The organism is Bradyrhizobium sp. (assembly GCF_028868675.1).
In the GTDB taxonomy this organism is placed as follows: domain Bacteria; phylum Pseudomonadota; class Alphaproteobacteria; order Rhizobiales; family Xanthobacteraceae; genus Bradyrhizobium.
In genome coordinates, this window is record NZ_JAGWUA010000171.1 from 1 (window position 1) to 10854 (window position 10854).

Annotated in this window: 10 protein-coding genes; 9 read left to right on the forward strand and 1 reads right to left on the reverse strand. The window is 65.0% G+C overall.

Annotation, left to right across the window (positions count from 1 at the left end):
* The first annotated feature begins 118 nt into the window (after positions 1-118).
* Positions 119-472 (forward strand): hypothetical protein, encoded by a 354-nt coding sequence (locus KGM94_RS19290; protein ID WP_300262981.1) that lies wholly within the window; start codon positions 119-121, stop codon positions 470-472.
* On the opposite strand, the gene KGM94_RS19295 is transcribed toward KGM94_RS19290, so the two are convergent.
* Positions 469-873, reverse strand: coding sequence for a globin (locus KGM94_RS19295; RefSeq protein ID WP_300262984.1), 405 nt, complete (start codon positions 871-873; stop codon positions 469-471). The two genes, KGM94_RS19290 and KGM94_RS19295, sit on opposite strands and share 4 nt — an antisense overlap.
* A 447-nt stretch (positions 874-1320) precedes the next feature.
* Here KGM94_RS19295 and KGM94_RS19300 point away from each other — a divergent pair, with 447 nt between their 5' ends.
* From KGM94_RS19300 to KGM94_RS19335, 8 genes are all read left to right on the forward strand, one after another.
* Positions 1321-1716, forward strand: coding sequence for a DUF2946 domain-containing protein (locus KGM94_RS19300; RefSeq protein WP_300262987.1), 396 nt, complete (start codon positions 1321-1323; stop codon positions 1714-1716).
* A gap of 85 nt (positions 1717-1801) precedes the next feature.
* Complete coding sequence (locus KGM94_RS19305; RefSeq protein ID WP_300262990.1) at positions 1802-4264, forward strand: TonB-dependent receptor; 2463 nt, start codon at positions 1802-1804, stop codon at positions 4262-4264.
* Between the two features lie 30 nt (positions 4265-4294).
* A complete protein-coding gene (locus KGM94_RS19310) occupies positions 4295-4831 on the forward strand; it encodes a copper chaperone PCu(A)C (RefSeq protein WP_300262994.1) in 537 nt (178 codons plus the stop codon).
* An 8-nt stretch (positions 4832-4839) separates the two neighbouring features.
* Complete coding sequence (locus KGM94_RS19315; RefSeq protein WP_300262997.1) at positions 4840-5367, forward strand: DUF1775 domain-containing protein; 528 nt, start codon at positions 4840-4842, stop codon at positions 5365-5367.
* Positions 5367-6935, forward strand: coding sequence for a CopD family protein (locus KGM94_RS19320; RefSeq protein WP_300262999.1), 1569 nt, complete (start codon positions 5367-5369; stop codon positions 6933-6935). The genes KGM94_RS19315 and KGM94_RS19320 overlap by 1 nt, the downstream gene beginning before the upstream one ends.
* Before the next feature lie 149 nt (positions 6936-7084).
* Complete coding sequence (gene proS / locus KGM94_RS19325; RefSeq protein WP_300263002.1) at positions 7085-8404, forward strand: proline--tRNA ligase; 1320 nt, start codon at positions 7085-7087, stop codon at positions 8402-8404.
* Between the two features lie 74 nt (positions 8405-8478).
* Positions 8479-9759, forward strand: coding sequence for a lipoprotein-releasing ABC transporter permease subunit (locus KGM94_RS19330; protein WP_300263005.1), 1281 nt, complete (start codon positions 8479-8481; stop codon positions 9757-9759).
* A 7-nt stretch (positions 9760-9766) separates the two neighbouring features.
* Complete coding sequence (locus tag KGM94_RS19335; protein ID WP_300263007.1) at positions 9767-10465, forward strand: ABC transporter ATP-binding protein; 699 nt, start codon at positions 9767-9769, stop codon at positions 10463-10465.
* The last annotated feature ends 389 nt before the right edge of the window (positions 10466-10854 follow it).

Below are 10854 nucleotides of genomic sequence, written 5' to 3' on the forward strand. Positions count from 1 at the left end.
GTGTTCGCGATCGGCATGTCCGCCTACCATGCCGGCTATCTCTCGATTGAACGATTGTCGAAATTGATGGGAATGCCGTTCTAGACTTGAATGGCGGCCCGGTCGTTTGGGGGAGCGAATGACTTTTCAGAGGATCGTCATTGGGGTTCTGGTGCTGATCGTCGCAGCGCTCGGTGCCGTCGGCTATTTCGAGTGGAAGATGGCCGTGCAGGTCAGGACCATGAAGGCCTTCGTCGAAGGCTACGTCTTCAACGAGGCGGTGGCGGCCTGCGAGCGGGCACAAAGCTCGACCCCGTTCAAATGGAACGGCGGCAAGAGCACCTCCGTCATCGGTCTGAACTCGGTCAAGCTCGACAAGTACGCGGTTGTCGCGAGCTACACGCTCCTGGCCGACGGCGTTTATTGCGACTACGACCCGATCAAGCGTAAGGCCGAGATCGGTTCGAGTTTTTTGGAGCGTGAGCAGTTCTAAACGCTGACGGCGACGAGATCGTCGATCTCGCGAAGCAGGCGCTGCCAGGCGGCATCGATCTCGCCTGTCCACGCGCTTCCCAGCATCTCGCGCAGCGTGTCCCTGATGACGCGGAAGAAGTCGACGAACAGCGCCCGCGAGGTGCCGTAGGCGTCGTGCGACGTCACTTCGGACCCGATCAGCCGAAAATGCCCGCTGCGTTCGCCTGCGAAATCCAGGATCGCCTCGACGGCAAGCGCGAGCATCGATCCTCGGACGAGGTCCCCGCCTTCGCTGCGAAACATCGCCCGCGCTTCGGGATGATCGCGGAACAGGCGTTGATAGACCGGCTGCGTCAGGTCCTCGCAGCGTTCCGCGGCGAGCTCGAAGCTCCGCTCGATCGGATTGGCGAAAGCGTTCATCTGCGCTTCATCGACGACCGCTAAACGACGTCATAAAAAAAGAGCGGGGCCAACCCCCGCTCAAAAATTGTGTCGACCCTGTTTTCCCCGATATCCCAGATTTGATCTTGATTGACGGGGCGACGCTGCATTTTGCGCGTCAGGGCTCCTCCCGAGACTTGGACCATCAGAACTCGGCTTCGCAGCCGGCCTGAGGCTGGAACGCTAGATCAAATTTTCGGGCTTGTCATCATTTTCAGCAACGATTGTTCAAAGTTCGAGCAGTTGGCGAAATGATCATGAGGTGCGCCGGCGCCCGGCGGATGTCTAGGGGTATTATGGTAGAGAAATCCGAGAATGGGAGGCGCAGCATGCCGCGGCGGTGATGCGATTTCGTCACATGAGCTCGTCTTGCGCCAAGTTCGGCCAGGAACTGACCTCGACTCCGCTCGGCGCGGTGTTTATTTGATGACCGAACGAATGGCTCGGCTGATGCACGCGCGGCTGCAAAAGTTCCTCCCGATTGTCCTGCTCGCCTTGGCGATGCAGGTGCTGGCGCCGATTGCCGCGTGCTGGGCCGCGGGCGCTGCGGCCGCCGATCCGCTGCAGAACGCCGCTATCTGCCACAACGACGCGTCTGCTCCCGCCGGAGACGATCAAACCGGCGCGCCGGTCGCGCATGCCGGAAGCTGCTCGATCTGTTGCCTTGTGCAGGCCAACGCATCCCTCGACACGCCGCAAACGACCTTTGCGGCTCCCTTCCGCCAGGCGGACCGGGTGGTTTGGCACGACGTGTCCACGGCCGTCGTCCTCTCGCACGGCGGCTCCAACGCGCAAGCGCGTGCACCGCCGCACATTTCCTGACGACCCTCGTTGTCGCCGCGGTCCGTCCGCCGGCGACTGATGCCGTCGAGCGGCCGGCCAAGCGGCCGGCGTCAGGAAACATCTCATGTTCCGTCTTCATGCCCTGTGCGGCGTGAGTATCGTTGCCGTTCAGGCAATGCTGCTCGCGTCGGCGGGCGAGGCGTTCGCCCAGAGCAGCGAAAGGGTGCTGCCGGAGGTCACTGTCGATGCGCCGCAGTCGCCTCCGCCGGCCGCGCGCAAGCCGGTGCCGCGGACCGCCGTCACGCGATCGGCCGCCGACCGGCCGCGGACGGTTCTCGTGGTCAACCCGCAGGGAGCCGCGGCGCGGGCCTCGCTCGAGACCCCGCCGGCCGTGGCGCGCTACCAGCTTCCGCAAGAATCCTTCAGCGTCACGGCGAAGGAGATCGACGAGACCATCAACCTCAAGGACGCGGAGGATGCCGTCAAATACATGCCGAGCCTGTTCGTGCGCAAACGCAACGACGGCGACAACATGTCGGTGCTGGCGACCCGGAGCTGGGGCCTCAATTCGAGCTCGCGCACGCTGATCTACTACGACGATCTCCTGATCTCGGCACTGATCGGCAACAACAACACCACGGCTTCACCGAAATGGAACCTGATCTCGCCGGAGGCGATCGGACGAGTCGACTATCTCAACGGCCCGTTCGCAGCCGCCTATCCCGGCAACTCGATCGGGGGCGTGCTGCTGATCGCCTCGAAGATGCCGGACAAGCCATTCGCCGTCGCCAAGGAGACGGTCTCGGTGATGCCGTGGAGCCAATACGGCACGCGGGATGTCTATCCCACCAGCCAGACCAGCGCCGCGGCGGGCAACCGCAACGGCAACCTGTCCTGGCTGGCCTCGGCCAACTATCTCGACAGTTTTCAGCAGCCGCTGACCTACACGACCAGCGCAACCATTCCCGGGGGGACCACGGGGACCTTTCCGGCGCTCAACAAGCAAGGGGTTCCGGCGAACGTCGTCGGGACCGGAATCCTGGCGCGCTCGCAGCAGACCTCCGGCAATCTTCGTCTTGCTCTCGACCTGACGCCGCTGGTGCAGGCGACCTATTCGTTCGGCGTCTGGAACAACCACCAGGTCTCGAACCCGCAGACTTATCTCACGTCGACCGCCACCGGGCAGCCGACCTTCGCGGGGATCTCCAGCTTTGCCAGCGCCAAATACGTCTGGGACCAGACCCACCTGAGCAACGCGGTATCGCTCAGGAGCGACACCAAGGGGACCTTCGATTTCGATCTGTCGGCCTCAAGCTACAACTATCTCCAGGACATCCAGCTCAATCCGTTCACCGTTGCACCTACCGGCGTCGGCTATTCCCTGAACGGCAAGGTCACGCGGATGGACGGCACGAACTGGCAGAACGCCGACGCCAAGGGCATCTGGCGGCCGAATGGCCGTGGCGGGTCGCATGAGGTCAGCTTCGGCGTCCACGGCGACCGCTATCGCCTGGAATCCCCGGTCTTCGCCTCGTCGGTCTGGTTCGCGACCAACGACAACGGGACCGGCACGCTTTACTCGCAAGGCGAGGGTGAAACGCGCACGGGCGCGCTCTGGATTCAGGACGCTTGGAAGATCGTACCCAACCTGAAGCTGACGCTCGGCGGGCGGCTCGAGACCTGGCAGGCGCGGGATGGGTTCAACCTCAACACGACGACGACCAGCGCCGGCGCCATCATCTCGACCAAGTCGATCCTCCAGCCGGGACTCGCCTCGACCAACTTTTCTCCGAAGGCGTCGCTGTCCTACGATCTCGACAAGGAGTGGAACGTCACGGCGAATTTCGGCCACGCCTATCGCTATCCGACGGTGATGGAGCTCTATCAGAATCTGACCGTCGGCGGCGTGGCCACCTTCGCCAATCCCAACCTGCTGCCCGAGCAGGACCTGACGGGCGAGCTGAACATCGAGCGCAAGTGGAACGACGGTCGTGTGCGGCTGACCCTGTTCAGCGAGCACACCGACCACGCGATCATCTCGCAAACCAATCTCGTCACCAATCCGACGACGAAAGTGCAGACGCCGACGACCGTCATCAGCAACGTCGATGCGATCCGCATGCGGGGTGTGGAATTGTCGGCCGAAAAGGACAATGTGCTGGTCACGGGCCTGCAGCTGTTCGGCAGCGTCACCTACGTCGACTCCCGCATCCTGGCCGATGCGAGCTGGGCCGGTATCGATCCCGTGACCAACCAGCCCACCACCGTGGTCGGCAAGCGCGTGCCCTACGTGCCGGACTGGCGCGCCAAGTTCGGCGTGAGCTACCGGCCGAACGAGAGCTGGGTCTACACGGTGGCCGCGCGCTACAGCGGCAAGCAGTATTCGACGCTGGACAACACCGATCGTATCCCCCACGTGTACGGCGCGTTCGACAACTTCTTCGTGGTCGACGCGAAAATCCACTACAATGCCACGAAGAATTTCTCGTTTGATCTCGGCGTCGATAATCTCTTCAACTACCAGTATTTCCTGTTCCACCCCTTCCCGGGGCGAACCTACGTGCTGGCGGCGAAGTACACGTTCTGACCACTTGCCAATGACAAAAAGGAGCACTCCATGAAGACGTTTCTGGCCGGACTAGCGGGCTTCGCCCTGTTCGCCGCCACGCTGGCTACACCCGCCGCTGCGCAGGAGATCAAGGCCGGCGATCTCGTGATCACCCAGGCCTGGAGCCGCGCGACGCCCGGCGGCGCCAAGGTGGCTGGCGGCTATCTCACCATCGAGAACAAGGGCACGACGCCGGATCGGCTGATCGGCGGCTCGGCCGAGATCGCCGGCAAGCTGTCGGTCCACGAGATGGCGATGGACAACGGCGTGATGAAGATGCGCGCGCTCGACAAGGGGCTCGCGATCGAGCCGGGCAAGACCGTGAAGCTCGCGCCGGGCGGCTACCATCTGATGCTGGAGGAGCTCAAGGGCGCGCTCAAGCAGGGCGACAAGGTGCCGGTGACGCTGGAATTCGAGAAGGCCGGCAAGGTGCAGGTCTCGCTCGACATCCAGGGCGTCGGCGCGCAGGCGCCCGGCGGTTCGGCCGACAAGGGCGGCCACATGCAAATGCAGAAGGACCACGGTCATTCCGGCATGAAGATGTGAGGCGCGCGATGCGGACAGTTTCAACTTGCGGCGTCCTCGCCGCAGCCGCCGTGCTGGCGGGCTCGCCTGCGCTGGCGCATGTTTACCTCGAAGGCAAGCAGGCCACGGTCGGGGGCTCCTACAAGGCCGTGTTCGCCGTGCCGCACGGCTGCGCGGGTTCGCCCACGGTCAAGATCCGCGTGCAGATTCCGGAAGGCGTGATCTCGGTGAAGCCGATGCCGAAGGCCGGCTGGAGCGTCGATGTCGTCGACGGCAAGTATTCGGCCGAATACAGCTATCACGGCAACAGGATATCCTCGGGCGCGAAGGAAGTGGTGTGGTCGGGCGGCAAGCTGCCCGATCGCAACTACGACGAGTTCGTCGTCGCCACCTACCTGACCGACGGCCTGAAGCCGAACACCACGCTGTACTTCCCGGTGGTGCAGGAATGCGAGAACGGCGTCAGCCGCTGGATCGACATCCCTGCCGAAGGCGCCGGTCATTCGCACGACAGCAAGACTCCGGCGCCGGGCGTCAAGCTGCTGCCAAAGCTCTGATGCGCTGGCTGGCGGGTCTTGCGACGCTGCTCCTCCTTGCCGGCTTTGCGACCGGTGCGTCGGCCCACGCCGCGCTGGTCGCGGTCGAACCGGCCAATGGCAGCGTGCTCGCGAGCCCGCCGAAGGTGGTCGAGCTGCGCTTCAACGAGAGTGTGACGCCGGGCGCCATCAGGCTGATCGATGCCGAGGGCAGGGTGCGCGACGACGCGCGCGTCACCGCCGCCGGCGAAACCGTCTCGCTGGCCGTTCCGCAGGACCTGCCGCGGGGCACCGCGATCGTCAGCTATCGCGTGATCTCCGAGGATGGCCATCCCGTCGTGGGATCGGTCATCTTCTCGGTCGGCGCGCCGACGGCCGGCACGCCGCCGCCGGCGACCGACGGTGGCCTCAACGGGCTGATCTGGCTGGGACGGATCGGCGTCTATCTCGGCCTGTTTGCCGGCGTCGGCGGAGCCTTCTTCGCGAGCTGGATCTCTCGCCGCGCGGATGGATTGATCGTGGCGCGCGCAGCGCTTGCGATCGGCTTGGTCAGTGCCGCAGCCTCGCTCGGCCTGTTGGGCGCCGATCTACTGGGCGTGTCGGCGACGGCGTTGCTGACACCTGCGCCCTGGAAGATTGCTGCAACGACCAGCGCAGGGCCATCGTTGCTGATCGCTTTCGTTGTGATGGCGATGTCTTGGGTCGTGCTGCGGGATGCGCGGGCAGGGGCGACGCGCACGCTGTCGGCGGTCGCGCTCGGCGGCGTCGGCCTGTCGCTGGCGCTTTCCGGGCACGCGGCCACGGCGCCGCCCGAATTGCTGACACGACCTGCGATTGTCCTGCACGGCCTCGGCGTCGCGTTCTGGATCGGTGCGCTGGCGCCGCTCGTCGCGCTGGTGTCGGGGCCGACGGCCGAGGCGCTGCCGATCCTCAACCGCTTCTCGGGCGTTGCCGTGCCCGTCGTGGCGATCCTTGCGCTGACCGGGCTTGTACTCGCGGTCATTCAGCTCGGGAGCCCGGCTGCCTTGGTCGAAACTCGATACGGCATCATCCTCTCGATCAAGCTCGCGCTGGTCGCGGGGCTGTTGGCGCTCGCCGCGCTCAACCGCCTCCGACTGACGCCGGCGCTCGCGACCGAACGCGCGGCCGCGCCGGCGCTCAGGCGCTCGATCCTGTTCGAATGCGCGCTGGCGCTCGCCATCCTCGCCGTCGTCGCCGGCTGGCGCTTCACGCCGCCGCCGCGCACGATCGTTCCGGAGACGCCGCTGGCGGTTCACATCCACACCGACAAGGCGATGTTCCAGGTGCTGGTCTCGCCGGGCAAGGTCGGCACCGACGATTTCGTGCTGCAGTTGATGACGGGCAAGGGCGCGTTGCTGAAGGCGAAGGAGGTCACGCTGACGCTGAGCCTGCCGGAGCGCGGCATCGAGCCGATGGAGCGCGACGCCGAGCTCGGCGCCGACGGCTACTGGCATGCGCGCAAGGTCGAATTGCCCCTGGCCGGCCGCTGGCACCTGCGCATCGATGCGCTGGTCAGCGATTTCGAGCGGATCACGCTCGAGGACGACTTCGAGCTGGCGCCGCCCTGAGGATCGCACATCGCTCAACCTTCACCTGCGCCGGACGGAAAATTAATGAGGAATCCCGTTGCTTTAGCCGGTTTTCCTCATTCCCAGCCTTGTATTTTCGCCGGCAATCCGGTTTCACTGCAGCCCCGTCCGAATCTTCGAGTGGTCCCATGCGATTGTCGCGGTTTTTTCTCCCGATCCTGAAGGAAAATCCGAAGGAGGCGGAGATCGTCTCGCATCGCCTGATGCTGCGGGCGGGCATGATGCGGCAGGAGGCCGCCGGCATCTACGCCTGGCTGCCGCTCGGCTTCCGCGTGCTGAAGAAGATCGAGCAGATCGTGCGCGAGGAGCAGGACCGCTCCGGCGCGATCGAGGTGCTGATGCCGACGCTGCAGCTCGCCGATCTCTGGCGCGAGAGCGGCCGCTACGACGCCTACGGCCCGGAGATGCTGCGCATCGCCGACCGGCACAAGCGCGAGCTCCTCTATGGGCCGACCAACGAGGAGATGATCACCGAGATCTTCCGCGCCTATGTGAAGTCCTACAAGAACCTGCCGCTCAACCTCTATCACATCCAGTGGAAGTTCCGCGACGAGCAGCGCCCGCGCTTCGGCGTGATGCGCGGCCGCGAGTTTCTGATGAAGGACGCCTATTCCTTCGATCTCAACGAGGCCGCCGCCCGCGTCGCCTACAACAAGATGTTCGTCGCCTATTTGCGCACCTTCGCGCGGATGGGGCTGAAGGCGATCCCGATGCGCGCCGAGACCGGGCCGATCGGCGGCGATCTCAGCCACGAGTTCATCGTGCTCGCCGAGACCGGCGAGTCCGCCGTCTACTGCGATCGCGACGTGCTGGAACTGCCGGTGCCGGGCGAGGACGTCGACTATGGCGGCGACCTCACCCCGATCATCAGGCAGTGGACCTCGGTCTATGCCGCAACCGAAGACGTCCACGACGCCGCGCGTTTCGAGCAGGAGGTGCCGGCCGACAAGCGGGTTCACACCCGCGGCATCGAGGTCGGCCAGATCTTCTATTTCGGCACCAAATATTCCGAGCCGATGAAGGCTCTTGTCGCCGGTCCCGACGGGGTCGACGTGCCGATCCATGGCGGCTCCTACGGCGTCGGCGTCTCGCGGCTGGTCGGAGCCATCATCGAGGCCTGCCATGACGATGCCGGCATCAAATGGCCGGAGGCGGTGGCGCCGTTCCGGGCCGTCGTGCTCAACCTCAAGCAGGGCGATGCCGCGGTCGATGCGGCCTGCGAAAAGCTCTATGCCGAGCTCACGGCCAAGGGCGTCGACGTGCTCTACGACGACACCGACCAGCGCGCCGGCGCAAAATTCGCCGCCGCCGACCTGATCGGCATTCCCTGGCAGATCATGATCGGCCCGAAGGGGCTGGCCGAGGGCAAGGTCGAGATCAAGCGGCGGACCGACGGCGCGCGCGAGACAATGTCGCCCGCCGACGCCGTGGCGCGCCTGGCCGGTTGAATATTGTTCATCGCGCGACCGCGGGGTGGCCAATCCGGCCACAATTGCCCCCCGAATCATGGGATTATCGAGTGATGGACGAAACCATGACCGCACCCGCGCAAACCGCGCCCTTCGCGCCCTTCGAATGGATGCTGTCGGCACGCTATTTGCGGGCGCGCCGCAAGGAGGGATTCATCTCGGTCATCGCCGGCTTCTCCTTCCTCGGCATCATGCTGGGCGTGGCGACGCTGATCATCGTCATGGCCGTCATGAACGGCTTCCGCAAGGAACTGCTCGACAAGATCCTCGGCCTCAACGGCCATATCCTGGTGCAGCCGCTGGAATCGCCGCTGACCGACTGGAAGGATGTTGCCGACCGCATCAGCCAGGTCGAGGGCATCCGGCTGGTTGCGCCGGTGGTGGACGGCCAGGGGCTTGCGTCCTCGCCCTTCAATGCGGCGGGCGTGCTCATTCGCGGCATGCGGGCGGACGACCTCAACAACCTCACCTCGATCGCGAAGAACATCAAGCAAGGCTCGCTCGAGGGTTTTGACGAGGGGCAGGGCATCGCCATCGGCCGGCGGCTCGCCGATCAGTTGTCGGTGCATGCCGGCGATAGCATCACGCTCGTCTCGCCGAAGGGGGCCGTCACTCCGATGGGCACCACGCCGCGGATCAAGCCCTACAAGGTGACGGCGGTGTTCGAGATCGGCATGTCCGAATACGACGCCGGCTTCGTCTTCATGCCGCTCGCCGAGGCGCAGGCCTATTTCAACCGCAACAACGACGTCACCGCGATCGAGGTCTTCACCACCAATCCGGACCGCATCGACCAGTTCCGCAAGTCCGTGACCGAAGCGGCCGGCCGGCCGGTGTTCCTGGTCGACTGGCGCCAGCGCAACTCGACCTTCTTCAACGCGCTGCAGGTCGAGCGCAACGTGATGTTCCTGATCCTCACCATGATCGTGCTGGTGGCGGCGCTCAACATCGTGTCCGGCCTGATCATGCTGGTGAAGGACAAGGGCAGCGACATCGCGATCCTGCGCACCATGGGCGCCTCGCAAGGCTCCATCATGCGCATCTTCCTGATCACCGGCGCCTCGATCGGCGTGGTCGGCACGCTGGTCGGCTTCTTCGTCGGGCTCGTCATCTGCCTCAACATCGAATCGATCCGGCAATTCCTGTCCTGGCTCACCAGCACCGAATTGTTCTCGCCGGAACTCTACTTCCTGTCCCGCCTGCCGGCCGAAATCGACATCGGCGAGACCTCCGCGGTCGTCATCATGGCGCTGACGCTGTCGTTCCTCGCGACGCTCTACCCGTCGTGGCGCGCGGCGCGCCTCGACCCCGTCGAAGCGCTCCGGTACGAGTGAGGGGCTGATGGAGCAGGGGGCGGACGATGTACCGGTCATCTATCTCCACGAGATAAGACGGCAGTACATGCAGGGCGAGGCGACGCTGACCATTCTGGACGGCGCCAAGCTCGCGCTGTGGCCGGGGCAGTCGGTGGCGCTGGTGGCGCCCTCCGGCTCCGGCAAGTCGACGCTGCTGCACATTGCGGGCCTGCTGGAGGCGCCGGACGCCGGCGAGGTCTACGTCGGGGGCGCGCCGACCTCGCAGCTTCCCGACATCGAGCGCACCCAGCTCCGCCGCACCGAGATCGGTTTCGTCTACCAGTCGCACCGGCTGTTGCCGGAATTCTCGGCGCTGGAGAACGTCATGTTGCCGCAGATGATCCGCGGCCTGAAGCGCTCCGAGAGCGTCAAGCGCGCCAAGGAGATCCTGTCCTATCTCGGGCTCGGCGACCGCATCACCCATCGCCCGGCCGAGCTGTCGGGCGGCGAGCAGCAGCGGGTCGCGATCGCCCGCGCGGTCGCCAACGCGCCGCGGGTGCTGCTCGCCGACGAGCCGACCGGCAACCTCGATCCCGGCACCGCCGATCACGTGTTCCAGGCGCTTATGCAGCTCGTCAAGGCGACCCGGGTCGCGATGCTGATCGCGACCCACAACATGGAGCTGGCCGGCCGCATGGACCGGCGGGTGTCGCTCGCGGATGGCCAGGTGGTCGAGCTCGACTAGAAATCGAGGTTCAACCCCATGCAAAGGGCCGTCAAGCGCCGGTGCCGCACTGCGTATATTCCGAAATGAGGGTTGACGTGCCGGGCAAATCGCCTGCGCGACGATGCTTCATTGGTCTCCGCTCCGGACATGATCGCGGTCCCAACCGTCGCATCGGCGCAACAGCGGAGCTTGTTCCGCTGATCGGAACGGCGGATTCGAATTGCAAGCCGGCGCGGGCCAACGGATAAGTTCTCATTCACGGCTGGCGAATACTTCACCTATTTCTTTTTGACCCCGCGGGGCCGCAGCGACGAAAGCCGCTGCGGCCTTTTCAAGCAGGACCCGCATTGCCCGGCGCCGGCACGGTCGAACGACCCATGCAATTCGAGTTGGTGACGGAACCTTCG

What these genes read in the sequence shown, in the direction of transcription:
- KGM94_RS19290 (WP_300262981.1), top strand. Translation starts at nt 119, where the DNA reads ATGACTTTTCAGAGGATCGTCATTGGGGTTCTGGTGCTGATCGTCGCA.
- KGM94_RS19295 (WP_300262984.1), bottom strand. Translation starts at nt 873, where the DNA reads ATGAACGCTTTCGCCAATCCGATCGAGCGGAGCTTCGAGCTCGCCGCG.
- KGM94_RS19300 (WP_300262987.1), top strand. Translation starts at nt 1,321, where the DNA reads ATGACCGAACGAATGGCTCGGCTGATGCACGCGCGGCTGCAAAAGTTC.
- KGM94_RS19305 (WP_300262990.1), top strand. Translation starts at nt 1,802, where the DNA reads ATGTTCCGTCTTCATGCCCTGTGCGGCGTGAGTATCGTTGCCGTTCAG.
- KGM94_RS19310 (WP_300262994.1), top strand. Translation starts at nt 4,295, where the DNA reads ATGAAGACGTTTCTGGCCGGACTAGCGGGCTTCGCCCTGTTCGCCGCC.
- KGM94_RS19315 (WP_300262997.1), top strand. Translation starts at nt 4,840, where the DNA reads ATGCGGACAGTTTCAACTTGCGGCGTCCTCGCCGCAGCCGCCGTGCTG.
- KGM94_RS19320 (WP_300262999.1), top strand. Translation starts at nt 5,367, where the DNA reads ATGCGCTGGCTGGCGGGTCTTGCGACGCTGCTCCTCCTTGCCGGCTTT.
- proS (WP_300263002.1), top strand. Translation starts at nt 7,085, where the DNA reads ATGCGATTGTCGCGGTTTTTTCTCCCGATCCTGAAGGAAAATCCGAAG.
- KGM94_RS19330 (WP_300263005.1), top strand. Translation starts at nt 8,479, where the DNA reads ATGGACGAAACCATGACCGCACCCGCGCAAACCGCGCCCTTCGCGCCC.
- KGM94_RS19335 (WP_300263007.1), top strand. Translation starts at nt 9,767, where the DNA reads ATGGAGCAGGGGGCGGACGATGTACCGGTCATCTATCTCCACGAGATA.